At 51.6% G+C, this 25,497-nt stretch carries 21 protein-coding genes; 7 read left to right on the top strand and 14 right to left on the bottom strand.

The annotated features are described in order from the left end of the window. Positions 1-58: 58 nt before the first annotated feature. The 8 genes from HF324_RS14665 to HF324_RS14630 form a co-directional block, all read right to left on the bottom strand. Positions 59-1,561 carry a RagB/SusD family nutrient uptake outer membrane protein gene (locus tag HF324_RS14665; protein ID WP_168803194.1) on the bottom strand — a complete coding sequence of 501 codons (1,503 nt, stop codon included), beginning with the start codon at positions 1,559-1,561 and terminating at the stop codon, positions 59-61. A 27-nt stretch (positions 1,562-1,588) separates the two neighbouring features. Further along, positions 1,589-4,702 (bottom strand): SusC/RagA family TonB-linked outer membrane protein, encoded by a 3,114-nt coding sequence (locus HF324_RS14660; RefSeq protein ID WP_168860149.1) that lies wholly within the window; start codon positions 4,700-4,702, stop codon positions 1,589-1,591. Between the two features lie 342 nt (positions 4,703-5,044). Further along, entirely contained in the window at positions 5,045-8,233 is a 3,189-nt protein-coding gene (locus HF324_RS14655; RefSeq protein ID WP_168860148.1) for a PVC-type heme-binding CxxCH protein, read from the bottom strand. A gap of 36 nt (positions 8,234-8,269) precedes the next feature. Then, positions 8,270-9,142, bottom strand: coding sequence for a ThuA domain-containing protein (locus HF324_RS14650; protein WP_168860147.1), 873 nt, complete (start codon positions 9,140-9,142; stop codon positions 8,270-8,272). Positions 9,143-9,165: 23 nt separating this feature from the next. After that, positions 9,166-10,116, bottom strand: a complete 951-nt coding sequence (locus HF324_RS14645; protein WP_168860146.1) for a 2-hydroxyacid dehydrogenase — start codon at positions 10,114-10,116, stop codon at positions 9,166-9,168. Next, entirely contained in the window at positions 10,113-10,601 is a 489-nt protein-coding gene (locus HF324_RS14640; protein WP_168803189.1) for a VOC family protein, read from the bottom strand. Before HF324_RS14640 ends, HF324_RS14645 begins: the two co-directional genes overlap by 4 nt. Positions 10,602-10,616: 15 nt before the next feature. Beyond that, positions 10,617-11,783 (bottom strand): mandelate racemase/muconate lactonizing enzyme family protein, encoded by a 1,167-nt coding sequence (locus HF324_RS14635; RefSeq protein WP_168860145.1) that lies wholly within the window; start codon positions 11,781-11,783, stop codon positions 10,617-10,619. A 7-nt stretch (positions 11,784-11,790) separates the two neighbouring features. Beyond that, positions 11,791-12,675, bottom strand: a complete 885-nt coding sequence (locus tag HF324_RS14630; protein ID WP_168803187.1) for a sugar phosphate isomerase/epimerase family protein — start codon at positions 12,673-12,675, stop codon at positions 11,791-11,793. Between the two features lie 235 nt (positions 12,676-12,910). Between HF324_RS14630 and HF324_RS14625 the strand changes: the two genes are divergently transcribed. The 3 genes from HF324_RS14625 (at position 12,911) to HF324_RS14615 (ending at position 16,006) form a co-directional block, all read left to right on the top strand. After that, a complete protein-coding gene (locus tag HF324_RS14625; protein WP_168803186.1) occupies positions 12,911-13,816 on the top strand; it encodes an AraC family transcriptional regulator in 906 nt (301 codons plus the stop codon). Positions 13,817-14,050: 234 nt separating this feature from the next. Further along, the gene (locus HF324_RS14620; protein ID WP_168860144.1) at positions 14,051-15,523 is read left to right on the top strand and encodes a T9SS type A sorting domain-containing protein; all 1,473 of its coding nucleotides are present in this window, start codon (positions 14,051-14,053) and stop codon (positions 15,521-15,523) included. A 135-nt stretch (positions 15,524-15,658) separates the two neighbouring features. Beyond that, positions 15,659-16,006: a DUF6463 family protein gene (locus HF324_RS14615; protein ID WP_168803184.1), complete on the top strand. Its 348-nt coding sequence runs from the start codon at positions 15,659-15,661 to the stop codon at positions 16,004-16,006. Positions 16,007-16,020: 14 nt separating this feature from the next. On the opposite strand, the gene HF324_RS14610 is transcribed toward HF324_RS14615, so the two are convergent. Then, a complete protein-coding gene (locus HF324_RS14610; RefSeq protein WP_168860143.1) occupies positions 16,021-16,467 on the bottom strand; it encodes a DinB family protein in 447 nt (148 codons plus the stop codon). 5 nt (positions 16,468-16,472) lie between these two features. Then, the gene (locus HF324_RS14605; RefSeq protein WP_168860142.1) at positions 16,473-16,970 is read right to left on the bottom strand and encodes a RidA family protein; all 498 of its coding nucleotides are present in this window, start codon (positions 16,968-16,970) and stop codon (positions 16,473-16,475) included. Positions 16,971-17,035: 65 nt separating this feature from the next. Between HF324_RS14605 and HF324_RS14600 the strand changes: the two genes are divergently transcribed. After that, positions 17,036-17,428, top strand: a complete 393-nt coding sequence (locus HF324_RS14600) for a Fur family transcriptional regulator (RefSeq protein ID WP_168803181.1) — start codon at positions 17,036-17,038, stop codon at positions 17,426-17,428. Positions 17,429-17,508: 80 nt separating this feature from the next. Here the strand turns inward: HF324_RS14600 and HF324_RS14595 are convergent, their stop codons facing one another. Beyond that, positions 17,509-17,898, bottom strand: coding sequence for an MmpS family transport accessory protein (locus HF324_RS14595; RefSeq protein ID WP_168803180.1), 390 nt, complete (start codon positions 17,896-17,898; stop codon positions 17,509-17,511). Positions 17,899-18,062: 164 nt separating this feature from the next. Here HF324_RS14595 and HF324_RS14590 point away from each other — a divergent pair, with 164 nt between their 5' ends. From HF324_RS14590 to HF324_RS14580, 3 genes are all read left to right on the top strand, one after another. Then, entirely contained in the window at positions 18,063-20,021 is a 1,959-nt protein-coding gene (locus HF324_RS14590; RefSeq protein WP_168860141.1) for a sensor histidine kinase, read from the top strand. Beyond that, positions 19,984-20,619 carry a response regulator gene (locus tag HF324_RS14585; protein ID WP_168803178.1) on the top strand — a complete coding sequence of 212 codons (636 nt, stop codon included), beginning with the start codon at positions 19,984-19,986 and terminating at the stop codon, positions 20,617-20,619. The genes HF324_RS14590 and HF324_RS14585 overlap by 38 nt, the downstream gene beginning before the upstream one ends. A 153-nt stretch (positions 20,620-20,772) precedes the next feature. Continuing rightward, positions 20,773-21,576, top strand: coding sequence for a heparin lyase I family protein (locus HF324_RS14580; protein ID WP_168860140.1), 804 nt, complete (start codon positions 20,773-20,775; stop codon positions 21,574-21,576). Positions 21,577-21,614: 38 nt separating this feature from the next. On the opposite strand, the gene HF324_RS14575 is transcribed toward HF324_RS14580, so the two are convergent. The 3 genes from HF324_RS14575 to HF324_RS14565 form a co-directional block, all read right to left on the bottom strand. Further along, on the bottom strand, positions 21,615-23,654 hold the full coding sequence (locus HF324_RS14575; RefSeq protein WP_168860139.1) for a GxGYxYP domain-containing protein: 2,040 nt from the start codon (positions 23,652-23,654) through the stop codon (positions 21,615-21,617). 337 nt (positions 23,655-23,991) lie between these two features. Beyond that, positions 23,992-24,144 (bottom strand): hypothetical protein, encoded by a 153-nt coding sequence (locus HF324_RS14570; RefSeq protein WP_168803175.1) that lies wholly within the window; start codon positions 24,142-24,144, stop codon positions 23,992-23,994. Between the two features lie 3 nt (positions 24,145-24,147). After that, positions 24,148-25,488: a c-type cytochrome gene (locus tag HF324_RS14565; protein WP_258539529.1), complete on the bottom strand. Its 1,341-nt coding sequence runs from the start codon at positions 25,486-25,488 to the stop codon at positions 24,148-24,150. Positions 25,489-25,497 lie beyond the last annotated feature (9 nt).

Here is a 25,497-nt window from a genome sequence, read left to right as displayed (position 1 = left end):
TACCCTACCGGCGCCGCATATTCACCGGCAAGGCCTGGGGTTAAAAACAGTATCGTGATTAGTACCCTTTCGTTGGTACCAGGTTGGGATTGTTTCTCAGCTCCACGCTGGGGATGGGGAACAACAGTTCCCGTTCCGTTAACGCACGGCCAACGGGGAACTTATGCCCTACATAGTTCTCAAAAGTCTTCGTGGTCACGTTAAACGCTTTGCGGAGGCGCACCATGTCAAACCAGGTTACGTTTTCGAAACACAACTCGTACCAGCGCTCACGCCATACCGCTTCTCTGAACTGTTCTTTGGTGAGCCCCGACAGTGCCGGCAGTTTTGCCCTTGTCCGGATGGCATTCACTGCCTCATAGGCTTTAGCGCCCGGTCCGCTCACTTCGTTGGAAGCTTCAGCATATACCAGCAATATATCGGCGTAACGGATCAGTGACCAGTTCAGATCACTGTTGGCCGTAGACGTCTGTGCCGCCACGTCAAACAGTTTATAGATAAAATACGCGCCCAGCGCTACTTTTTTGCTTCTGTCATCCTGGTGGGTGAACTCCGTAAAAAAGAACTGTCCTTCTTTGGCCCTGTAATCCGCGGGGTCATAGGACTTCACAAAACTCTCTTCCGCGTAAATACCGCCGGTTTCCGAAGAATAAGCAGAGATATTTTTGTTGTAAGGAATGATCAGCGATTGCCAGTTTCCGGGGATGACCTGCGTTTTATACTGGATCATGAAGATGTTCTCTTCCACATTTTTCTTTGCCGGGTTGTGCAGGTCGTAATAAGATTCAAACAATTTATATTGTTTTGAATCCACTACCTCTTCCGCTTTCTTTGCCGCCAGGTCATAATACGGAGCGCCTTTCTGCAAAGGGTATCCGGCCATGGTGAGATATACTTTCGCCAGCAGTGACTTCACAGCGCCGAGAGATGCCCTGCCGCCGGCATCTACCCACGGAAGGCCTGCATTCTCCGCAGTTTTAAGATCATCCACTATCAGTTTGTACACGTCTTCCGGGTTCGCCTGTTTGGGCCTTATCTGCTCTGACTTCAGGTCAACGGGCTCTGTTACAAGAGGAATATTGCCAAACAGCCTTACCAGCGTAAAATAGTACCAGGCGCGCATAAAGTGTGCTTCTCCCAGCAACTTCTTCTGTTCTGTCGCATCCATTTTGATGTTCGGAATTTTAGCGATGGAGAGGTTGGCATTGGTGATGCCCTTGTAATAATTTCGCCAGTAGCTGACGCCGAACGCGTTGTCGGCGGTATTGCGCAGTGTCCTGATATAAATAGCGTCTACCGCCTGGCCCAGGTCGGTGGCCGCCTGGCCGGTGGCAAACTCCGTCATGGTCCATGGCCCGCCGCCAAAGTCCCCGCCCATAGGTTCACGCAGGCTGGCATAGATCGCATTCACAGAGCTCCGCGCGTGTTCGGGTTTGGTAAAATAGTTCTCTTCTGTATAATTGCTGGGATCTGATTCATCGAGGAATTTCCGGCAACCCGTCAACCACAGGGAGCCTGTTGTCAGTACCAGCAAACCGTATTTTATTATTGTTGCTTTCATAATTTCCAATTAAAGAATTAGACAATACTATAACCCTACATTCAGTCCCAGCATAAATACCCTTGGCTTGGGATAGTCGTACAGCGTCAGCCCCTGGTCAAAAGGAGCGCTGGAGTTGGACACTTCAGGGTCATAGCCTTTGAATTTGGTAGCCAGGAAAAAGTTCTGCACGGAAGCATATACCCGCAGACGGCTGAGCTTCAGGGCTGATACCGTTTTGGCGGGGAACACATATCCCAGCAACAGGTTACGCCCACGGATAAACGATCCGTCTGTTACCTTATGGCTATCGTTGTAAGTGTCGTAGCCTGCATTGATCGGGCGTAGTTGGGCTATCGGCGTATTCTGGTTGGTTTCCGTCCACGCGTTCAGCACCGTCCTGTAACTGTTGGCAATGCCCTGCCTGTCTTCAGCAGAGTGGATGCTCCTGTCCAGCACATCGTTACCATACATGAACTGCAGGTCTACCGTCAGTGACCAGGATTTGTACTGGAACGTATTCAGGAAAGTGCCAAAGCCGTCCGGGATACCTTTTCCGATGATCACCCTGTCCAGGTCGTTGATGGAGCCGTCGTTATTGATATCCTTAAACTTCACGTCTCCGGGCAGCTTTCCGTATTCTGCCGCTTCCGCAGCTTCTTTGGTACTCCAGGTACCCAGATGCACCCTTCCGAAGAAAGAGCCCACCGGCTCTCCCACCCTGATGATACCGTTACCGGAAAGAATGTCGCCGTTCGCCAGGGCCAGTACTTTGTTTTTGTTGATGGAGATGTTGAAGGTGGTGTTCCAGGAGAAGTTGTCCGTTTTAATGTTAACAGTATTGAGCCCGAGTTCAATCCCCTTGTTTTCCATACTGCCCACGTTGGAGAAAATCCTGTCGCGGCCCGTGGTATAGGGCAAAGGTGCATCCAGCAGCATGCCGTCCACTTTTCTGCGGTACAGGTCTACTTCGAAATTCACCCTGTTGGCAAACAATCCCAGTTCCATCCCGAAATCCACCTGTTTGGTTTTCTCCCAACGCAGGCCGGGGTTAGCGATACGATCTATGCCCACGCCGGAGTTACGGGCGCCGTCAAAGATCACGGTATAGTTGCCCAGACCAGCCAAAGCCCTGTAGGCAGGGATCTCGGAATTACCGGTAGCGCCGTAGCTGGTGCGGAGTTTTAAATTGGAAATTACGGGCACGCTCTTCATGAAATTCTCTTCCGTTACCCTCCAGGCAAGCGCTGCGGAGGGGAAGAAAGCAAACTGGTTGTCGCGTCCGAATTTGGAAGAGCCGTCCATACGGCCGGTAAAGGTGACCAGGTATTTGTTGCGAAGGCCGTAGTTGACGCGGCCGAAGAAGGAGTTCAGCCCATTGGCCGTAGCGATGGAATAAGGCGGCTGCGGGCTGGAGCCTGCGCCGAGGTTGTTGTACTTAAAGTACGAATCGGTGAATCCCTGCGTGGTAGCCTGGTTTTCGAAACGATCGATATGCTGCCAGGACACACCGGCCATTGCATTTACCGAATGTATTTTGGCAAACTCTCTGTTATAGGTAAGATAGTTTTCAAACTGCCAGGAGTTGTACCGGTTGTTATTAATATAGGCATCACCGTTATCAGAAATATACTGCATGCCTTTTGCAGCAAAATAATCTTCCCGTTGATTGATGATATTCACGCCGAGGGTAGATCTCAGTTCCAGTCCTTCTGCGAGGTGGATGTTGGCGTACATGTTGCCCAGGAAAGTCTGTGTATGCAGAATGGATACCCTGTCGGCAGAAACGCGCAGCGGGTTGTCGCCGCCTTCCATACCGGGATAGTCGCGGTTGCTGGCCCAGGAGCCGTCTGCATATTTTACCGGTATGATAGGCAGGGCTTCCAGTACCTGGCGCATCATGGTGATACCGCCGCCGTCCAGCTGGTCTACCTGTTTTTCACGCTGGTCGGTGTAGTTCAGCGTGCCGCCTACTTTCAGCCAGTCTTTGATTTTGCTGTCAAACACGATACGGCCGGCATACCTGTCCTGCCATGAGCCGCGTGCCAGCCCTTCCTGGGTGCGATAGTTCAGGAAAGCGCCGAAGCTTTTCTTTTCATCGCCATCGGTAAATCCCAGCTGGTGATTCTGGGTAAACGCTTTCTGAAAAGTTTCATCCTGCCAGTCGGTGTCGTAGAGCGGGTTTCCCTGTGAATCGAATAATAAGGGATTAGTGCGTTTGGTTTTAGGATCGGTATACTTGGTACCGGTAGCCCATCCTGTTGGATCATATTTTTTAGCGTTGGCATATGCCTGGTCTTCCACTGCTAAAAACTCTTTCGCGTTCAGCAGTTCCAGTTTCCGGGGCAATACACCAATGCTGAAATCCGGGTCGTACGTCAACCGTCCGCCGCCTGCGTTGCCTCTTTTGGTGGTAACGAGGATAACGCCGTTGGCACCGCGCGCACCGTAGATAGCGGTGGAAGAAGCATCTTTCAGCACCTCGATGGAAGCAATGTCGTTGGGGTTGATATAATCGATGGGAGTACTGCCGTTCCGCAGGTCTACGGGGTTCAGTATCACACCGTCTATCACGTACAACGGGTTATTGGACACGCTCAGCGAACTGGCGCCGCGGATACGGATATTGGCCCTGCCACCGGGCCTGCCGGAGTTGGAAGACACATTCACGCCGGTCACGCGGCCCGACAGGCTCTGGTTTAAGGACGATGCCGGCCGCTCCTGCAGCGCTTCGGATTTTACAGTACCTACCGCTCCGGTCAGATCCGACTTTTTGGTCGTACCATACCCTACTACCACCACCTCGTCTATTTTTTTCACACTCGGAACGAGCTGGATCACCATGTCTGCGGAAACAGGCACCTCCTGCGTGGTATAACCTATATAAGAAACAATCAGCACTGCATTGTCAGAAAGTCCTTTCAGCACGAACTTTCCGTCTGCATCTGTTGTTGTCGCCTTATCGGCATTCTTTACTTTGATGCTCACTCCGGGCACGCCTACACCGTTTTCTTCCAGCACCCGTCCGCGCACATCCATGAGCGGGGCCGCTGCATTTGCATGGGCCTGTGTAACAATCCCTATCAGCAGGGCTAAAGTGGCATAAATGATTTTCTGGCGCAACGCCATCGTTTTTAACATCACCGTGGAAAACTGTTTCATAGTTAAAAAGTTATCAGGTTAAATTTGATCATTCTTTATTCCGTGCACCTGTATCAGCGACTTGGTTTAAATACAGCCAGGCAGTGGAAAATAGCCGCCCGTACCGGCGGATAACAGCACCGGACTTCAGAAGAAGACATAAAAAGGGGTGGATTGGTTTTACAATATTTTTTGCTGGTTGATAAATAAATACCCTGTTGTAATAATTAGAAGTCCTAACAATATTAAATCTCCAAACCGATACTTTCTTGTGATATTTTCGCTAAATGAAATAGTAATTTAACAGAAGGATGATATAGCGGGCGCTTGCTCCAGCGCCCGCTAATATTTATTTTATGAAGATCACTTTTTTTCCATCGGGTGTTCTTTCAACAGCTGTTCTGCAGAATAGAAATCCGTTTTGTGTTCTATCTGCTTTCTGACCTGTTTTACTTTTTCCGGGGAGATGGCTGAGCCGGTGTTTCCGAAACTGTTGCGCACATAAGTCAGCACCGCAGCGATCTCTTCATCTTTCAGAAGGTTACCGAAAGGTGTCATCGGTACCTGCCCGGCATACTTTTTATTATTTACTTCTATGGGGCCCAGCATCCCTTTCATCACCAGTTTTATCAGGCGTTCTTCGCTGCCTGTCACCCATTGGGAGCCCGCCAGCGGTGGGAAGCCTGAGTCAGGCAGTCCTTTGCCATCCGGCTGATGGCATGTCCTGCAATATCCTTCGATAGAATAGATCTGTTTGCCCTGGTTGAAAAGGGCCAGCGCAGCGCCTTTCAGTTTGGCGTTACCACCCCCCTCTTCTTCATTGCTTACGTTCTCTCCTTTCAGGTGGGCCACCGCTGCATCGTAAGCATGGACCATCCATTCGTCGAGCGGCATTTTCTTTGCCTCCGCCAGGATGGGCAGTCCTTTTTCCTTCCCTATCCAGGATGCCGCTACGATGCCCATCAGTCGCACCCGGCTGTTTTCATCCTTGACCGCCTGCATGAGCAGGTCCGCCTGGTCGGGTATCTGGTGGCCGACATAACGCACTACCTGTACGGCAGCAGCCCTGGCATGGTAGTCTTTCGCTTTTAACACCTGTTTCAACAGGTCGTGGTCTACCTTATTCATGCCCCAGCTCACCCAGAGGCCTTCCAGCAGGTGATGATCGTATTGGGGATCGTTTTTATCGAGATTGGCCACCCATGTTTTCAGTTTAGCCAGTACCTCCGACACATCGCGGCCTCTCAGTTCGCGGCGGGTGCGGTAACGGGTACGGTATTCCGGCAGTTTCAGGTTGTCCAGCAGCTCGTCAATAGTGGCGCCGTCGATGTGTGCTGGTTTTACCAGCGGCCTTGACGGATAAGTGATGCGGTATATTCTTCCGTGGGAATGGTCGCGTAACGGGTCGCGTGCATTGTGCTGCATGTGTCCGATCAGGATGTTATGCCAGTCGATCACATAGAGAGAGCCATCAGGCGCAAACTCCAGGTCCACCGGGCGGAAGTTCGGGTCGCCGCTCACCAGCAGGTCCTGGCGGTGGTGACTTTTATAGCCGGTACCGTCGTCCTGTAAGGTGTGTTCCTTTGTTCCCAGGAAGCCGATGGTGTTGTTGATCAGGAAATCGCCCTGCACTTCATCGGGGAAGTGCCGGCTGGACACAAATTCCAGTCCCGAGGTAGGCCGTACTTTATGTTTGTCTTCTACCAGCTGTACCGATTTGTGCGTATGTTGCCCATATTTGGGCAACACGGTGCCGGGCAGCATCCAGCGCACATCCGGGCTGGATGTTTCTGCGAAGAAGGGCTGGCCCCAGTCGTCGAAAGCAATGCCCCAGGGGTTAGGAATTTCCAGTTGGGCCGTGCGCTCCAGTTTTCGGCGTTTCGGATCGTAGCGATAGAAACCACCATTGGTAGCCCTCACGGTGCCGTAGGAGGTTTCCACATTTGTGTGCAGGAAAACGCCTTCTCCGGAATAGATCGCCCCGGAGGCGTCTACCGTAAAAGCGTGACTGCTATGGTGAGTATCGTGGTCATCGAACCCGCTGAGCAATATCTCCTCCTTATCCGCCTTACCGTCACCATTGGTATCCACATACAGTTTCAGGTTGGTGCCCTGTGCCACGTATACGCCTTCCGGCGCTATCTCAAAGCCGATGGGCAGGTGGAGGCTGTCGGCGAAGACCGTTTGTTTATCGGCCTTACCGTCGTTATCGGTATCTTCAAAAATCAGGATCTTGTCATCAGGCTTGGCATCGCCCGGTTTGTAATGCGGATAGCTCGGCATCACGGCTACCCATAAACGACCTTTGTTGTCAAAAGACATCTGCATGGGCTTGGCGAGGTCAGGGAACTGTTCTTCCGAAGCAAAGAGTTCTACCTTATATCCCGGCGGCACTTTCAGTTTAGCAACCGCTTCTTCACCGGTCAAATAGCGCAGGCTGCCGTTCTTAGCGGGATTATAGTTTGTCTTCACTTCCGGAAGCGCCCTGGTACGTTTATCCGCCACCGTGATATCCATTTTCGTGCCTTTGGATGCCGCCTGCCATATCGCAGAATCGCGGACAGCCGTCATTTCGCGGATCTTCGCTATCTCTGCCGGATAGTTGTCGGGCCCGTAGGGATCGTAGCGGCGGCCAAATACATGCACGCCGTTAGGGATTTTGTAATCGTTGAGCCACATCCAGTTTTTCTCCTTTACCGCAGCATGTACCAGTTGCCTGTTGGCTTCCGCTTTGGCGGGGGCTTCTCCGAAGATCGTTTCCGTTAGCAGGTTGCCCAGTTTCCTGTATCCTTCTTCGTTCAGCTGGGAACCGTCGATGGTCAGCGGCTCTTTGGTGTCTGCATACCATTTTTGGGATGGTGTAAAGGCATCTACAAACAGGATATTGTTTTGTGCAGCTACTTCTTTCATGGCCTCCGTGTACAGTGCCAGGTTTTCGTTTTCCTGTTTTCCGTTGGGGAGGTCGTATTTATCAGAGAGATCTTCGAAAGCGATGGGTGAAACGAGGGCCAGCTGCGGCGCTGATTTACCATTGTATTTTTGTTTCAGCGTCCATTTGATAAAGGCGTCCAGTTCCGCTTTATAATCGGCCAGACCGGCTTTGCCTTCAAAAGATTCGCTGTAGCCGAAAAAGGCGATGATCACATCTGTTTTAAGGCGGGTCAACCACTGGTCGGGCGTTTCAAAAAATCCCTGGCTGTGGTTGTCCGTATTTTCCACTTCTTTTGCCAGCTGCGGGCGGAATTTCTCTGCGCCGGGAAAAGCCCAGGGGGAGTTTCTGCCGGAGTGCGGACGGAAACCAGGCGTTTCACCACCGTCGCACATATTACGGATGACCAGGTTATAGTCGGGATAACGGAGATAGAGCGTTGTTTCAAAGTTGTCATAGTGGACCATTCTCGATCCCAGGTTGCTGCCGATCAGGGAAATATGAGCACCCGGAGGGATGGTCAGCGGGACATGCCCTTTCGGTTTACAGGCATCCAGTATCATTATCGCCAATACCAAGGGCACAAGCGGTACGTACATACCGATTTTAAATAGTCTGGACATCGTATCAGTTTTATCGGGAATCAGGAAACGTTGTACTTATTGGGCCACGCGATAGGGCACGCGGATATCTATCCTGCCTTTCCATTTCTTCGGCACTTTAAGTCCCAGTTCATCATGGATGGCATTAATCACCAGTCGCTGGAAAGGTTCCTGTCTGAAATCTTCCGGATGGCCCATTGTAGTCATGAACACTTTACCGCCGAAGGAGTTGGTGCCGGTCCATGCCACGGGATTTTCGATGGCTTCTTTATCGGGATTTACCGCCTTTCCCATCAGCAGCCAGGTGGAGCCTTTTACGGGATAGTCAGGTAATACGCGGTACAGCCAGGAGCGGACGTGGAAATTTTTGGCAACGCCTGTCAGGATGGGATTGGACGCCTGTTCAGGTACGATGCTGACGTCCGTGCTGCTTTCATGTCCGTAGTGCGTATGTTTGGCGGCGCCGCCCCAGCCCGGAGGCGCGTTGAGCGCGAACTCGCCGAAGGCGTTCCATTTTTCGCTGGCATGACCTTCCGGAAAATGAAATGCGTGGGTGGTGGTGCGGAAGCCCATCACCGGTTTACCGCTTTTAAGATAGGCTTCTATCAGTGCCAGTTGCTCAGGAGGCAGCAGGCGCCAGCGTAAATAGAAAACGGCCAGGTCTGCCTTTTTCAGGGCTTCGAGGCCCGGGATATTTTCTTCGCTGTTATGGTCCGGATAAGCTTTGAGCACGATCGTTTTCATGCCATAGTCTTTCTCCAGCGCAGCGGCTATCAGCGGCATTGTTTCTTCACTGCTGTACTCATGGTCTCCGGTAACAAATACCACCAGCGGCTTTTTGGCCTTTTTGGCGGACTGTGCGAAGAGGATGCCGGTGCAGGTGATGCTGACACCGGCGATGAGTAATAAACAAAGGAATATTTTTTTCATTGTACAGCGTTTATGGCGGCGGTTTACACAAGCGCGTGCCGGTTAAATATACTGTTAGGGTCAGGGTTGTTCCCTGTGAGCGCGGCCACCACATTGCCTACCGTGAGCAGGCATATCTGCCGGTAAGTGGCGGCGGTAAGGCTGCCGGAATGTGGCGTGACTATCACCTGCGGATGATGTACCAGGTCGCGTGACTGTACCGGTGGTTCATCCGGCAATACGTCTGCAGCATACCCTCCTATTCTTTTTTCGTCCAAAGCCTGCAGCAGGGCGGCATGGTCTACCAGGGCGCCCCTGGCGGTGTTGATCAGTAAGGCGCCGGCTTTCATGGAGGCCAGTTGCGCAGGGCCCAGGAGCCGGTCTGTTTCTTTATTGAAAGGCAGGTGCAGGCTCACCACATCGGAACGTTGCAACACCTCCTCCATGGAGAGAAACGGATATGGCACCTCGCCGGCGGATTTGCTCCAGTACAACACTTCCATGCCAAAAGCTTCTCCCAGCCGCGCCACCCGTTTGCCGATATTCCCCATTCCCAGGATGCCGAGCGTTTTGCCGTTCAGTTCATCCCCGGCGTATTGGTTGCGCCACGTCCAGTTGTCCTGTTTTACCTGTGCAACAGATGCATACATGTTACGCATGAGCATCAGCATCAGGGCCAGCGTATGTTCTGCTATCGTGGCGGCATTGCTGCCCGGTGCATTGATCACCATTACCTTCCTGGCGGTAGCTGCCGCCACGTCCACGTTGTCCAGCCCTACCCCGCAGCGGGCAGCGACCTGCAGCTGCGGGCAGGCGGCCATCAGCGGTTCGTTGATCAGCCCCTTTCCCCTGGTAATGATGGCATGGATATCCTCCCTGTCCAATACTTCCTTTAAGTCAGCTTCGTTGTATCCCGTGAACACGTTCACGTGCTCCCGGAGGACGGCCAATGCCTCATCTGCAATTGTCTCGAGCAGTAATACGTTTTTTCTCATCTGTCGTGATATAAAGTAGCGTCGTCGGACCGGTATCCCCTGAAATCATTTCTGTTGGAAACATACAGTCCTTCTTCATACAGTTCGTCTGTAAATATACGGGGATCGATATCGGAGCCGGGCTGGGAGGAAATTTCCACCAGGTTGCCTGCCGGATCGCGGACAAACATCTGCATGGCGCCGTCGGGCAGTTTCCTGACTTTGCCCCATGGATGGATGTCGATGGCATTCAGCTCCTTCATGCGGAAGAAGATGCTGTTGAAATCGTCTACCTGTACACAGATATGACCGCGGAAGGAAGTTTTGTCTTCCCATTCGGAGATATGCAATTGTTGTTCATCATTAAATTTGAAGAACATTACCGGGTAATCAAACCTAAAGGCGGCAAGCGGCTCTAAGCCCAATTCGTGCTGGTAGAAGGCTCCGGCTTTTTCCAGATTATCTACGATCAGCGTAACGTGGTTAATTTTAAGTGCTTTAGCCATATATCATTATTTTCACTATGCTTTTTGTTGATATTCCCGTACAAAATCCCAGTCGGGGCTTACGCCTAATCCCGGGGCCACAGGCGCGGGGATCATACCGTTGGCGACGGTGATTTTTTCTTTTACCAGTTCGTACATCATCGGATTTCCGCCGAGGGAGAATTCGATAATGGTGGCCGAAGGCGATGCGAACGCCACATTCAGTCCTGCCATAAAAGAGAAGGCAGATCCCCAGCAATGCGGCGCCAGTTCCAGCTGATGTACGCTGGCCAGGTGCGCTACGCGTACCGCTTCGGAGATACCGCCGATAATGGCCGCATCCGGCTGTATCACGTCGATGGCCCTGATATCGAGCAGTTCGTTGATATCAAAACTGGTGTATTCACTTTCGCCGGCCGCGATGGGAATATGGGTGGATGCTCTCACTTCCGCCGTCCCTTTGCGGTTGTCCGGGCTGATAGGTTCTTCAAACCAGTAGAGATTGCAGTCCTGTACGCCGCGGCAAAACTGTTTGGCTTCCGGCACGCTGAAGGTGCCGTGTGCGTCCGTCATCAGTTTGATGTGCGGCCCTAACGCGGCCCTGGCGGCCTTCACCCTTTCGATACTGTTCTGTACTGTTTTGTCCATGACGCCTACCCGCATTTTAACGCCGCCGAATCCTTTCTCCACGTAGCCGTTCAGTTGCGCGCCGATGTTGTCTGCGTCTGCCCAGCCGCCGCTGGCATATGCCGGCATCTGATCGCGGCAGGCGCCACCCAGCAGGTCCATCACGGGCACGTTCAGTATTTTACCTTTCAGGTCCCATAAGGCGGTATCGATGCCGCTCATGGCGGAAACGGTAAGCCCCCTCCTGCCGAGCACCGGGAATTTGCGTCCTCTGGACAAAGCGTAGTGGTCGCGGGTGCCGTTGTACATCTCTTCCCAGAGACGGGTGATATCTTTCACGTTTTTACCGATCAACGCCGGCTTCAGTTCATTTTCGATACAGTTCACAATGGAAGCGCATACCCCTGAAGACCCCACTGCCGCCTTGGCTTCGCCGAATCCCTGCAGCCCGTCTTCTGTTGTGATCACCACCAGCGTCATATCAAAGTTCGCCAGCAGCCCGTAGTCGGAAGTATGTTGTTTTTCTTTTGGAACGGGACAACGCAGCCAAAATGCCTCTACATTAGCTATTTTCATCAGTTCTCTAAATAAGTTTTGATAAAGTATTAAATGACCGGCTGGTCAGCATGGTATAAAATGCTTCAGTAACAGCCGAACTGCCATGGTCGATGAGGAACTTCGCCTGTTCGGGAGAAAGATTTTCCGGATTTTCATCGATGGAGTCCGGGTACGGATTAGCCGGCGTACGGTCCAGCGGGGAACAGAATTCCACCGAAAGTACGTCGTCATAACCCACTTCTTTTAAGGTGGCGACGATCTTCTCCCAGTTGAGATGCCCCATTCCCGGCGCCATGCGGTTATTGTCCGCCACGTGAAAACCCACCAGCCTGCCTTTCGCCTTACGGATGGCATCGAACATGTCTGCTTCTTCCATGTTCATATGGAAAGTATCGAGGCATACGCCGCAATTGGGTCCTGTGGCGGCCGCGAGTGCCAGCGCCTGCTCAGCCCTGTTGATGAAATAGGTCTCGAACCGGTTGATAGGCTCTATGCCCAGCAGGATGCCGGAGGCTTCGCTGTAGTCGTAGATTTCCTTCATGGCCTCTACAGCCCATTTCCACTCTTCTTCCGGTCTTCCGTCAGGAACGATTTTGCCAACAGTGCCCGGTACGATGGACACCATATGACCATCGAGTTCCTTCACCATTTTCACCACGTCTTTTACGTATTGTACAGACTTCGCCCGCTGCGCTTCGTCTTTGGCCAGCAGGTTGCGCTCTCCCAGCATAAGGGTAACGGACCCCCAGCAGGACAGACCGTGTTCCTTCATGAGTTTTGCGATCTCTTTGGTATCGTATTGTTCAGGATTGCCGGCAATTTCCAGCCGGGTATAGCCAAGCGCAGACACCCTTCGGATGGTGGTGGCTATTGTTTCGGAGCGCATCCAGTTGTGTATTCCTAATTCCATAACGCATGAAGTATATAACGTGATTAAAATACTGGTTTACCCTCTACAGTGTTTGATAAAATAATTCGCAGTGCATGTACCTGGTTGGCTCATAACGCGGAGCATCATTGTCTTACAAACATATTCAGACTACCGTTGAAATAAAAGTACTGCATTTGCAAAATATTGATACTATATTTACCTTAATTCCGATTTATAGCCTTAGAAAATAAATAGTGTACCAATAACACCAATTATGAAAGTTGCCTACCGACATATATCTACCCCGGAGGATGCCAGCTTTGTTGTTAAAGAATACTGTCAGCCGCGTTTTACGAACACGTTTCATTTTCACCACGGGCATGAGCTGATCCTGATCGTAAAAGGCGCGGGTAAATTGTATGCCGGCAATAAGGTCGTCAACTTCAGCGGAGGCGAGATGTACATGTTCGGTCCCGGCCTGGTGCATTGTTTCTGTAACGACAACATCCCTGCCGGTACAGAAGGGGAAGTGGCTCACGCCATCATCGTACAGTTTACAGAAGACTTCCTGGGCAAGGATTTTTTTGACAAACTGGAATTAAGAAAAATAAAAGAACTCATGCAGTTATCTGAACGCGGCATCAAATTCAGACAACCACCGCCTGTGCTTCCCGGCATGTTTTCTCTGTTCCAGGCCAACCAGCAGATGAAAAACCTGATCATCCTGCTACAGTTGCTGGATGGGTTATCTCAACAAAACAGTGACAACGTACTGCTGCTGACAGACGATCCCAGAAAGATACATTATAAGGATGTAGATTCGAAAAAACTGGAGTCAATATTTAAATATGTGCTGGAGAACTACCATACGCATGTAGACAGTAAGTCGGCCGCCTCGCTCGCCTGTATGAATGAAGCCGCGTTCTGCCGTTACTTTAAAAGAAGGACCAGTAAAACCTTTTCGCAGTTCGTCAATGAAACGCGGATCAGTCACGCCACCAAATTATTGATCGGCACCGATCATGGTATCTCTGAAATATGTTATGCCTGTGGTTTCGATAACCTTTCCTATTTCAACAGGCAGTTTAAAATTTATCAGGGAAAGTCTCCGAGGGAATACCGTAAGGCGCTGGAAGAAAGTAACGCCAGTGCGCCCAGCTTCCGGCCTACGGATGATTGAAGTCCCGGCTGGCCAGCGATCGTTAAACCCCTATCCCCACTGCATTCCTTCATCGCTGTCCTGAAGTATATTTAATATGTGGTCCGGGAGTATCCGGCGCCATTATACCCAAACATGTTTACATACTAACATTGAAATCCTTGACCGACTTGTTAACCGGACGGTACTCCCTTTGCATCAGGAAAACATCTTCTCATCAATAACCATTTACAATGACCCAAAAATCTACCTTTTATGAAACGTTTAAAACCCGCTTACACCCTGGCGCTCTTTCTGTTTATTTCCTTATTCGTTTGTAAAACATCGCGTGGTCAAACCAGGACTTACGCCAGTTCGCAGTATTCAGAGCAGATTATTGGTTGCGGCAGCTGCCAGATCCTCAATCCGGACGGCGCCGTTGGCAGTAACCATAATGATTATTCCACCATCGTCATCAATACCAGTGCGCTCGGCGGTTCTATCAGCCAGTTCCTCGTTTTCCCTCAGATGCAGACCGCGCCCGTATCAAAAATCGTTATCGGTCTTGGCCGGGGAAGAGGGCTCGCCCTGAAGCTACTGGGCCATATCTCCGTGATGACCTATCAGGGCACGGCCACTAACGGAGACTTCCGTATCATTGACAGCACCAGTATCAGCTATCAGCCCGATTCGGTACAGGCGACGTATACTTTCCTGACCAATAAAAAGTATGACCGTGTTGAAATAACATTAGACGGAGGCATCCTGTCACTGGGCGACAGTTTAAGAATATATTATGCCTACAACGAGACGCCGCCGCCTTCTTTTTGTGGCACGCCGCCTGCCAACCCTTACGGGTATTACCCGTTTGAGCTGTCACTCAGAGACGTTTCCGCCAATCCACATCACGGTGTCAATAACAATATTCAATATACAGACAGGGGAATCTGCCAGGCGGGTATAGCGGACACCTCCGGCGTATCAAGAAAGTTTTTTGTAGCAGACAGGCCCTCCCTGCCACAGGAATTTACCATCGCCTTTTGGGCAAAGAGTATAACCGGGAAAGGTAATTCAAAAGCAGCTATTACTTTCGGACATTGGGAGGTAGTGTATGAACGTTCCGAAGCATTCGGCAAAGACAGCGTCACTGTGATATATACCGGGGATATCCCGATTTATCAACGCTATCCTATGGCTGCTGACCCAACGTCCTCACAACAGCGGTATCATCAGTATGTATTTACCTACAAAAATCCTATTATATCGTATTATAAAGACGGCTTTCTTGTAAGTGAAGCCCCTCTTGACATTACGCCTTATCCCGTCCTATTTACAGGACAAAATCTCACCATACGCAATGCCTACCTGGACGATCTTGTCTTCTATGACCGCGCATTAACGCCAACAGCAATTAAAGCCTATTGGGACTCCTATAATATTCCGGCTATGGGGGCGCCTGTATTGCCCGGCGCTGCGTTTGAAAAAAAGGCAGCCGGAGGAACGAATACGCAGGCACTTGAACTGTTTCCGAACCCGACAACGGGCAGAATCAATATCAGCGGCAAACCGGACCCTTCCGGAAGTACCATCACCCTCACGGATATATTTGGCAAAGAAGTGTTCCGGGTAACATCTGCCAGCCGGACACTCAACATACCCTCGTCCATACCGCCGGGCAGCTACTTTATCAGTGTTTACGGGCGGGATGGAAAAATCTATCGCGGAAAGGTGATATTGCGCAGGGAGTGACGAACCTGCCGTCATCATCGGAAGAAAGCGGCCCACAGCCCGCAGAAACATGACAAATATCATAGGTGATGGCTATACGGGAATTACCTTTGTAAAGACAAATCAATCCTGTTAGCATACCCTAAAGTAGCTGTTATGAAAAAAGCCTGGATCGGAAAAACAGTGATAGGCATCGCGCTGGTCCACATCGTATTCGGACTGGTATTCTTCAACGACATTCTATGGCAATTGGTCCGTGAGGGGCTGTTCAACACCATTCACGAGGAATTTGACCGGAACGCCGCATTCTGGTTTTTGTACACCGGGCTGGTCTGGGTTTTACTGGGCATCTTTATCGATGACGCAGAGAAAAAGCAGCTGGCTGTGCCCAGAACGATCAGCCAGGGATTGCTGGTCCTCACCGTCCTTGCGGTGATTCTCATGCCCGCTTCCGGTTTCTGGTTGTTGTTTATCCCTGTTGGAGGACTGCTGACAAGGAAGTAATAAGCAGCCGCTTATTACTTCCTTTCATGGAAAATAAAATCAGTCATCACAGGTTCCAGTCCGCTTTGCCTGAATTCGGTGGCTATCTGCCCTCTGTGGTAGGTGGAGTGATTAATAATGTGAAAGAGTATCTCACTAATTTTTTTATTGAAAGGTTTTCCTTTGACGTTAGGGTGCTGAATGGTATCATTCAGGTCAAACTGAAGGATGATACCCAGCGAATGTTCATAGTTCGCCTGGTCAAGGTCCCTGCAGGCCTGCAGGGAGTGCATGTCCCACACGTCCGGGGAGTCGTTCCGCCTGGCTATGCGGTTGTTCCAGATCTGATGCCCGTTCAGGATATGATTATATAGCCTGATGGCTTTTTCAGACGTCTTGTCCGGATGGGCGTTCATCACCTCCCACAGTTGCCGGTTAACGTTGTGATTATATTCAAACAACGACTGAAAGAATGTTTTCATGCGCGTTACTGTTCTTTTGAAATCAGTGCTTCCAATTCTATTTCCACCATGGCGTCAAGCAGGCCCAGTTCTTTCACACCGATCCAGCTGCCCGTGGGAAAATGATGTGTGTATATTTTCTGCCGGTACGCTGCATTCTTCTGCAGTTCCGCCATGCTGGTGGTATAAATGTTTTCAAGGACCACATCGTCAAACGTACAGCCATAATGTTTCAGCACTTTCTCCAGGCTGGCGTAAACATTGACCAGTTGTTGACCGTAATCTCCTTTCCCTGTCAGATTTCCTTTATCATCGATGCTGATGACGCCACCAATTTTGACGATGTTGCCTACTCTTACCGCCTGCGTGTAGCCGTACATTTTTTCCAGTTCGGGCCGCAGCAGGAAATATTCCGGTTTTTCCGGCGCTGTGGCTGCCGGTGCTTTCGGCGCTTGCTGGTTACAGCTGTATGCCGCCAGCACGCATACCGCGATGAGGGCCGCTTGTTTTATCTGTCTGATCATGGTGGTATTTTTTTGCAATAATAGGGAAAATTCTTATTATTGCGATTGAGTCGCAATAATAAAAAATGAAAAGAAGGAATACGCAGGCGCAGACGGATATTCTGGAGGTGCTGAAATCCTCGGACAGGGCCATGAGCCATGAGCAGCTACAGGCGGTGCTGGGCACGAAAGTGGACCGGGCCACGATCTACCGGGTGTTGAACAGGTTTTGTGAAGATGGCCTGGTACATAAAGCCATGGATGACGACGGGAAGCAGTATTTCGCTTATTGTGCCGGTTGTGATAAACCGAACAATAAACACAACCACAATCATTTTCACTTTAAATGCCGCAGGTGCGGGAAGGTGGAGTGTTTGCAGCACAAGATGCACATCCCGTTGCCGGAGGGGTATGTGATCACGGACTTTAACGGTATGATATCGGGGTATTGCAGCCATTGCGCGCCCGGCGGGATATAAGCCTGAAAGGCTTGCAAGCAGCGCTTACAAGCCTTTTTACCGTACTGGGAAACTTTTTTTCAGTAGCCTGGCATGTCTTTTTAAAACTTATACCCCAGCGTGACTGACAACACCTTGCCGGGAGCAGCAGTCTCCTCTTTCTTCATCACATCGTCCACATAAATCCTTACTTTCATGGTGCTGGTGGTAGAAGGCCCGCTTCCGTTGACCACAATATTGGCGTTGTAGGCGCCCGCGGGGGCTGTTACATCGGGGCTGCTCCAGGTTGTTGCGTTAAGGTTGAGCGCATTGTGCGTATCGGCGTCTACGCCATACACGGCCGCATTAACGACCCCGCCGTTCTGTCCTACGGCTTCGAACCGCACTTTATGCCCGGGCTGGTCGTTATTATCTTCCTTCTTGTCTTTGGAACAGGAGGTTACCAGGACGGCGGCCATGAGGAGACTTGCAATGGATAATTTTCTGAACATATCAACAGTTTTTAGGCGTTGGTTCAAAGTGAAACAACGACTACAAAATTATCTTCACCGGCCAGGCGGGACAATGACGTCAATTGGCTATTTTTATATAGCTGTTTTCAGTCATTCTGCAGGCAGCCCTTTGCCGTTATTGTCTTGTGTAGCAAATTGCACGTATGATGAAATACCTTCCACCCCTACTGCTGCTTTTATTATCTGGTCTTTGCGGGCGCTCCCAGGAGCCGCCGGGAAGATATAACAGGGACAGTCTTGCCCGGCAGGCGGAACAGCCGTTGCCGGACAGCGTCAGGGCAGCTACCTTTTTCCGTTTGGCAGAAGACTGGATAGAGCAGGATACCGGTATGGCAAAGAAATATGCCGGGCAGGGAAAAAGGCTGGTCCATGATAACGTCCGCCTGCAGGGCATCTCGCTTTATTATGACGCCAGGCTGCTGGCTTTCACCATGCCCGATTCCGCTGCAGCCATCTACCTGCAGGCGGAAAACAGGCTGAAGAAGTTCACCGACAAAGAGGCGCTGCGTTACCGCTCCATGTGCTGGCACGATTATGCGCGCCTTCTCCATTTCGATAAAGATGATACCGAATCGTACATTAACCTGATGATGGAGCGGGCGATCCCGCTGGCGTTGCAATCCGGCGACCGGGTGTGGCTCGGAAGAAACTACCTCGATCTGGCATACGGGTTTAAAAACCTCCAGCAGCATCCCAAAGCAGAAACTTACCTGAAGCAGGCCATTGAAACGCTGCGGGATGAAAAAAGCGGTATCAGCTTTCTGACCGCCGCCTATCATACGTTATCGGAAAACAATTCCTTGTCCGGCCACCCTGCGGAAGCGGCTGCCTATATGGACAGTATGCGGCTGTTGCTGTTGCCCTACCCTCACGCCGCCGCCTGGCTGGACTACTACGCCGGCGAAAGTATGCGCCTTACCGTAGCCGCAAAATTTGAACAGTCGCTCGAGGCCGCAGATAAAGGTATTGCGCTGGCGAAGCAACTGAAGAGAACTTACCCGGAACAACGCCTGCTGTTGCAGAAATTCTACGCCCTTTACAATAAAAAAGACCTGACGAAAGCCCGGGACGTGGCACTGGACCTGTCGGAAAGGCAACCCTTTATCCATGTTGCGATGAACCGGCTGTTGATATACTATGGCCTGGTGGTCACCTACGAAGAACTGCACAACATCCCCGAAGCTTTCGGCTGGCTGAAGCGCTACAGCAACCTGCGGGACAGCATCTCCAAAAGTAACCTCGAAGCGAAGATCAACGCGCTGGAAATAAAATACAGGAAGGCAGAAGACCAGCGGAAAATTACGGCGCTCAACGCCGCCAATGACAAGGCCCGGTCAGCCCTGAAGCGCACAAGGCTGCTGAACTGGTCGTTGAGTGTGGTCGTCCTGCTGTTGTTTTCCATCCTGCTGCTCGGTTATTTCTTCTACCGGAACAGAAAGAAAACCGCGGCCCAACGGGAACAGATAAAGGTTTCACAGGCCATGTTACAAGTCCAGGAAGAAGAGCGCCAGCGGGTGGCCCGTGACCTGCACGACAGCCTGGGCGGATTGCTCGCATCTACCAAAATAAACCTGTCAGCCATCGCTGGCCACCAGCCGGAGTTAAAACCTATTATCAGCCAGCTGGATGTTTCCGTCACCGAACTGAGAAAAATTGCACATAACATGATGCCGGAAATGTTGCTGAGGCTTGGACTGGAAGCCGCGCTGCAAGACCTCTGCAATGCTTTTACCACGGAGCAGCTGATGGTCCGGTGCCAATGCCTCGACATCCAGCCCGACATCCCGCAGCAGGAACAGGTGACCATTTACCGCATCATACAGGAACTGCTCACCAATGCGGTCAAACATGCGGCAGCCACCAGAATTTTATTACAGTGCAATCAACGGGACAACCGGTTCTTTATCACCGTGGAAGACAACGGCAAAGGGTTCGATACCACCGCTGACGCCAAAGACGGTATGGGTTTCATCAACATCCGGAACAGGGTCGCTTACCTTCACGGCAGTATCGACATTGTGAGTCCGCAAAACAGAAAAGGCACATCCATAAATATTGAAGTATATGTCACATCAGCCATACCAGCTGGCCATCCTGGATGATCATCCCATCGTACTGGAAGGGCTGGTCAGGGTACTTTCGGGCAAAGACGCTTTTGAAATCGCCGGCGCCTTTACCACGGCAAAAGATTTTCTCGCTTTCCTCGGCAGCCGCCCTGTAGATGTGGTGCTGCTGGATATCATCTTACCTGACAGCAACGGTATGGACCTGTGTAAAACCATCAAGGCGGCAGCCCCGGATACGGTGGTACTGGCGCTGAGTAACCACGACCAGCGCAGCGCTATCATGAAGATGCTGGAAAACGGCGCCAGTGGTTACCTGCTTAAAAACGCCTCCATCGAAGAGCTGGTGAATGCCATCACCGATGCACTGGCGGGGCAGATCGTTTTCAGCGACGCTATCCGGGAAATCATTACGCGCCCTGCGCCGGATATGGCGGCAGCGCCTGCCCTGACCGCACGGGAACAGGAAATACTGAAACTGATTGCTTCCGGCATTACCACCCGGCGTATCGCGGAAATGCTCTTCCTGAGCAAGTTCACCGTAGAAAACCACCGTAAGAACCTGCTGCAGAAGTTCGGAGTAAAAAATGTGGCAGGGCTGATACAAGCTGCCAACAACCAGGGATTGCTGAACTGAACCCACTGCTGCCGCGCTTCACCGGAACGTTAGCACGCTGCCCAAAAATTGATTGCCGTCAATCCAATACCTGTATTGGTGAAGATGGTACGTGTTTCATCGTGGCGAAGGTTGTATATTGATTATCTCTCAATAACCCTTAATTGCTCTGTTATGAAAACACCTCCGGCCCTGGCCACCCTCCTGCTTGCCAGCAGTACCATGCTTATCTTTACCCATTGCAGCAAAAACATGAACGAAGCGCCTGCAAAGCGTGCGTCCAACACGGAAAGCAGTGCGGCGTCCGACATGCAGGTACAGTCGCTCCTGTTTAATGGCGACGCCGCATTAGGTCCGTCTGCCGTATGGAAAGTCCTTAACATAGAAGGTTCCGGCACTATCACGACAGCCACAGACCCAGTGTACGGGAAAGTCTGGAAATTCTATAAGCCTGCCGGCAGCCATCGCACCGAAGGGCATGGCGCCAAAAATTACCAGGCCGTGGAAGGCGATGACATCTATATCGGATGGCGGTCCAAACTGGCCATCCCCGCATCGCAGAAGACCAACGCGGTATTCCAGTGGAAAGCCTACGGTTCCACCCTCCCTATGACGCAGAACTATCCGATCGTGATCAGCACCACCAGCACGGGCCAGTTTCACCTGATGCATTTTGCGCCAGGCAAAATCGGCACGGAAGTATGGGCAACATCCCTCTCCCGCAACACCTGGAATACGATGGTGCTGCGCATCAAAGTATCCAGGGATGCCTCCACCGGTTTCATTGAGTTCTGGTACAATGGCGTCAAACAAACGCTTGTGAACGGCACCCAGCGATATCCTGCCCGCACCCTCGACGCCGATTTCTGTGACCCTAAGTTCGGCGTGTATGGCGGCGACGATGCTGACATTACCAACTATGTGCATGCTATCAGGATAGGGTCTTCCTATGCCGATGCAGCACCGGCTGGCAATTAAAACAATCGCTCCACAGATACGTATAACCGCCGCCGTTACTAACGCCGGTAATGCTGTAACGCACCTCCCCTCAAATAGGCATCGCCCACCGGCAGGCTGTTGGCTTCGCGGATCAGCTGGAAAATATGATCAGGCCGCACCACCTGGTAGTCTGCATTCAGTGAAGCAGCGACGTTCTTAAAGCTGGTGGGCGTAACATTCTGCCAGGGCTGCGCCTGTATGATGATAAAGCGCGGGCTGTTCCCGTTCCATCCCGCGGCGGCGGAAGCGATGTGGTCTTTCATGGCCTGTTCATTGGTGCAATAGTTACAGGACAGCGCCATTCCCGGCAGACTGTTATTGTAGATCGTCAGTCCGCCGCCGGTGTTCTGTCCTGTCATCCCCAGCAGTGACGGGGCTTTCAGGGCGAACGTCTGCCCAGTGTTCTGACTGATGCCCCCGGTGATGGTATTCCAGATAGTCACCACGCGGAAGCCTGCACGCTGGTTGTAGGTCTCCGTTGTCGCCACAAACTGATTCAGCTTTTGCTGGTCCGGCCAGCTGTTGGGATACGTATAGCCGTAACCGGAAGGACCGGAAATCAGGTTGTCATTGTTGGTGGAGCTTTGCCACAGGTAATTGAGCGCCCCCGGCATGGCATCTACCATGGCGGGCGACAGCGTCCATCCGATGGGCACTGCGCCACGGTCGGGGTTGTTCCAGAGCTTGCGCATCAGGTGTTCAATATACTGCAGGTTGTCGCCGTCGCTCAGGATGAAAGCCACGTACAATTTATTCTGCAGCGGCGGTTTGGGCGGTATCGGCTTTTTATTGATTGTCCGGGGAGTGCCGCTATGCATGGTCAGGTTTGTGCACCAGTCACTCGCGATGGTGGGTATACCATAGGTGGAAGACCGCTCCACTCCCGGCGCTTCTTCCGGCCACCACCCCATAAAGTTGGCGCCCGCCGGCATGGAAGCGAGGAAGCTGTTCAGCAGGGTGCTTTCCGCAGGTATCGCCGGATCGAGCCATATAACGCCAGCGCCCAGCGCTGCAGCATATTCGCGCAATGCGGATTTATGGACCTCGGGGTTCAGGCCGATCAACAGGCGGTGGTCCAGGTTAGGCCAATAGGTATTATACAGCGCCTGGTACACCTGCAGTTTGCTGGTAAACTGCCCTCGCAGGTCCATTACTACCGGCAGGTTGTAAGGGGCGGCAGTCAACCTGGACAGCAGCAGCGGGGACACCACCAGTGCGCGCCGGTCTTTAGCCAGCATGGTCGCCAGGTTGACCGTATGTATCTGCGCCGGGTCATATACGATCAGTCCTGCTATCTCGCTGCGGTATTTGGAGATAAGGCTCCATTTGTCCGTGACGTCCGACCAGTTTAAGCCTAAAGACTGCAGCCAGGTATACGGCCCCTCTGCGAAGGCGTCGCCTTCGTAGGAGAAGATGCGTGGCTGCGTTCTGTTAACCACCCCTTTCAGGGAGGCAAACAGGTACATTTCAGCCGAAGAGCCGTTTTGCTGTACACCGACCCAGTCCACTTTCGTATAGGCGGTACCGCGCCAATATATTCGCAGCTCTATCGACTGATGGTCTGCCGGAATAGTGAAGGGCAGCGTAAAATTCGTGTAGTTGGAGGCAACGGGAAACTGTTGCCGGGTAATCGTCTGCGAGGCCAGTATGGCGCCGGTGGTAGCGTTCCGGACGTCGATGTCCACTACCGGGTCGTTATTGGCCGTATTGTTGTCGATTTTCATCCGGAATTCGGCCACATTAGGGCCTGCCGACAGGTTAGTATCGTAAGGGCCATAGATCATGTGCTGGTTGGCCGCATCGATGCCGGTCTGGCATAACCAGCCGTCCGATTCCAGCCTGCCTGTTTTATGGCTCAGCGAGGAGCCTTCGGCCTCCCAGCGGGAAGTCGATTCCCGCAGCATAATCAGGTCCTGCGTTTGCGCCGGCGCCGGAAAAGAAGGGAGTATCTGCCCTGCGGGCCAGCTGATCTGGGCGGAAAGCGGTAGTGTAAAAAAAAGCTGCAACAACAACAGCAGTGCAATGGTCCTGAGAGACGGGTGTGTTGGGTTTACCATAGGTTTTAACAATTAGTACGACAGGGTAACGACAAGAAGATACCGTGCCAACGTGGAATACAAGAAATTTCAGGTCAGGTCAACTAAACCTTAATTGAACTGTTCTTATATAAAAATAACCATTTTTAACCAAAAAAGTAGCTTATGTTCCTCGTAACACCCGTCGAAGCAGTTGTCATGTTAATCTTAATTATTTTAGTGTGCCTGGCAGCGATTACTACCTTTCCCCTGCCCTGAACCTTTCAAGGTAAGTACCGTGGCGGGGAAACACTCCGACAACAATGTACAAACCGGAGCGCTTCCGGTTTGTACATCATTATTTTCTGTCCACAACGCACTAAAAGGGCATCCACGATGAATCATCCCTGGTATTTACCAGCGCGTCATCTTTCGACAGATACAAAATATTGGTAGAGACCAATATCAGCTGCCGCAATATCCCGAACAGCAGCAGTACGATAGCCATTACAAAACAGGTCGTTAGCATCATCCTTTATTTAACAGATAAAATATAATCGGTCAGGACGGTCATCTCCTGTTCGGAGAGCTGCGGAAATCCGGGCATCTGCGGATAGTCATCTCTTTTCTTTCCCGGCTTGCGTATCCATGCTTTCAGCCCGGGCAGATCGTTGTGGTAGATGCTGACCATCTCCGTCACCGGCGGCCCTACCAACCGCCCGTCTTTTTTATGGCACGAAGCGCAGTTAGTTTGAAATACCGCTTTCCCGGCTGCGTGCGGCGTTGCCACAGCTACCGCTGCACTTTCTTCCGGCGCCGGCTGCGCTCTCGCGGCAGCTGACAACTTCTCAAAAGCTTTTGTCTTTTCTGCCACCAGTTTTTTATGAGGCGCCAGCGCGTTGGACCTGTATACATGCCGCCCGCTGGCCATCAGCAGCACCGTAAGGCTCATGGCTGTAATCACCCTCCCAAAATTTTTACCGATGTCTTCCGGTTTTCCGGTGATACCCTTCCACATCCAGTACATCGCCGGCAAAGCAGCGGCAGCGCCGCAAAGGACCACAACAATAAGATTCCACTGTATCCCTTTGGCAGGTAATGTGATCAATACCAGCGGGCCCAGTACAAACTGAAATACGGACGTACCCAGCGTCAGGCTGTACATGCATTTGCGGATATAATAAAGGGAAATCGTTTCAAAACGGGTTTCGAAAGCGTACCGGCGTCTTCCGAAGTACCAGAACAGGAACAGGCCGGTAATGGCCAGCGATGCGCAGAGAAAATGCAGGTACCGCGGGAATACGTTGGGCAGCATCAGCGCGCTGACAAACCCCTTAACGGTGCCCCATTTCTCAGGGAACAGCATCAGGTTGACGTTGGTCAGAAAAATCAGCGGGATAAAAAGAAAAATCAGCACGGCCAATCCAAGGATGGCGATGTGCAGCCCTTTGTGCGCCTCCAGTTTGTGCCAGGCATATTTATGCAGGTAAGTCAGCAGGAAAGCCGCCGTCACCAGGGGTATGATAGAGATCCACATCAGGCCCGTCAGCGCATTGGCGGAATAAAAATAAACGGTATAAAGCACATTGATGCTCAACAGCGGGGCCACACCCAGTACGACCGCCAGGCTTTTGTTGACAGTAATGGTTTTAGCGATTTCATAAGCCAGCGTATCGTAGGCTTTATCTTTCATGCCTTTCACCTGTGCCCACAACGTCAGCAGGGAACCGCCCAGCATCAGGTTCACAAAAAGGATATGGGCCAGGAAAGAAACGACCAGTAGTACTACCAGCAACCATTCCGGCAATGGAAGCGGCAATGGAATATCCCTCGGCACCGGGGTGACCGACTGCAGTAACGTTAACATTTGATTCATGGAGTAGTA

It is taken from the genome of Chitinophaga oryzae (assembly GCF_012516375.2).
In the GTDB taxonomy this organism is placed as follows: Bacteria; Bacteroidota; Bacteroidia; order Chitinophagales; family Chitinophagaceae; genus Chitinophaga; species Chitinophaga oryzae.
The sequence above is the reverse complement of the archived record's forward strand: the minus strand, read 5'-3'. Positions and strand labels throughout refer to the sequence as shown.

Excerpts from the sequence above, each read along its gene's own strand:
- HF324_RS14665 (WP_168803194.1), bottom strand. The coding sequence starts at position 1,561 with ATGAAAGCAACAATAATAAAATACGGTTTGCTGGTACTGACAACAGGC.
- HF324_RS14660 (WP_168860149.1), bottom strand. The coding sequence starts at position 4,702 with ATGAAACAGTTTTCCACGGTGATGTTAAAAACGATGGCGTTGCGCCAG.
- HF324_RS14655 (WP_168860148.1), bottom strand. The coding sequence starts at position 8,233 with ATGTCCAGACTATTTAAAATCGGTATGTACGTACCGCTTGTGCCCTTG.
- HF324_RS14650 (WP_168860147.1), bottom strand. The coding sequence starts at position 9,142 with ATGAAAAAAATATTCCTTTGTTTATTACTCATCGCCGGTGTCAGCATC.
- HF324_RS14645 (WP_168860146.1), bottom strand. The coding sequence starts at position 10,116 with ATGAGAAAAAACGTATTACTGCTCGAGACAATTGCAGATGAGGCATTG.
- HF324_RS14640 (WP_168803189.1), bottom strand. The coding sequence starts at position 10,601 with ATGGCTAAAGCACTTAAAATTAACCACGTTACGCTGATCGTAGATAAT.
- HF324_RS14635 (WP_168860145.1), bottom strand. The coding sequence starts at position 11,783 with ATGAAAATAGCTAATGTAGAGGCATTTTGGCTGCGTTGTCCCGTTCCA.
- HF324_RS14630 (WP_168803187.1), bottom strand. The coding sequence starts at position 12,675 with ATGGAATTAGGAATACACAACTGGATGCGCTCCGAAACAATAGCCACC.
- HF324_RS14625 (WP_168803186.1), top strand. The coding sequence starts at position 12,911 with ATGAAAGTTGCCTACCGACATATATCTACCCCGGAGGATGCCAGCTTT.
- HF324_RS14620 (WP_168860144.1), top strand. The coding sequence starts at position 14,051 with ATGAAACGTTTAAAACCCGCTTACACCCTGGCGCTCTTTCTGTTTATT.
- HF324_RS14615 (WP_168803184.1), top strand. The coding sequence starts at position 15,659 with ATGAAAAAAGCCTGGATCGGAAAAACAGTGATAGGCATCGCGCTGGTC.
- HF324_RS14610 (WP_168860143.1), bottom strand. The coding sequence starts at position 16,467 with ATGAAAACATTCTTTCAGTCGTTGTTTGAATATAATCACAACGTTAAC.
- HF324_RS14605 (WP_168860142.1), bottom strand. The coding sequence starts at position 16,970 with ATGATCAGACAGATAAAACAAGCGGCCCTCATCGCGGTATGCGTGCTG.
- HF324_RS14600 (WP_168803181.1), top strand. The coding sequence starts at position 17,036 with ATGAAAAGAAGGAATACGCAGGCGCAGACGGATATTCTGGAGGTGCTG.
- HF324_RS14595 (WP_168803180.1), bottom strand. The coding sequence starts at position 17,898 with ATGTTCAGAAAATTATCCATTGCAAGTCTCCTCATGGCCGCCGTCCTG.
- HF324_RS14590 (WP_168860141.1), top strand. The coding sequence starts at position 18,063 with ATGATGAAATACCTTCCACCCCTACTGCTGCTTTTATTATCTGGTCTT.
- HF324_RS14585 (WP_168803178.1), top strand. The coding sequence starts at position 19,984 with ATGTCACATCAGCCATACCAGCTGGCCATCCTGGATGATCATCCCATC.
- HF324_RS14580 (WP_168860140.1), top strand. The coding sequence starts at position 20,773 with ATGAAAACACCTCCGGCCCTGGCCACCCTCCTGCTTGCCAGCAGTACC.
- HF324_RS14575 (WP_168860139.1), bottom strand. The coding sequence starts at position 23,654 with ATGGTAAACCCAACACACCCGTCTCTCAGGACCATTGCACTGCTGTTG.
- HF324_RS14570 (WP_168803175.1), bottom strand. The coding sequence starts at position 24,144 with ATGATGCTAACGACCTGTTTTGTAATGGCTATCGTACTGCTGCTGTTC.
- HF324_RS14565 (WP_258539529.1), bottom strand. The coding sequence starts at position 25,488 with ATGAATCAAATGTTAACGTTACTGCAGTCGGTCACCCCGGTGCCGAGG.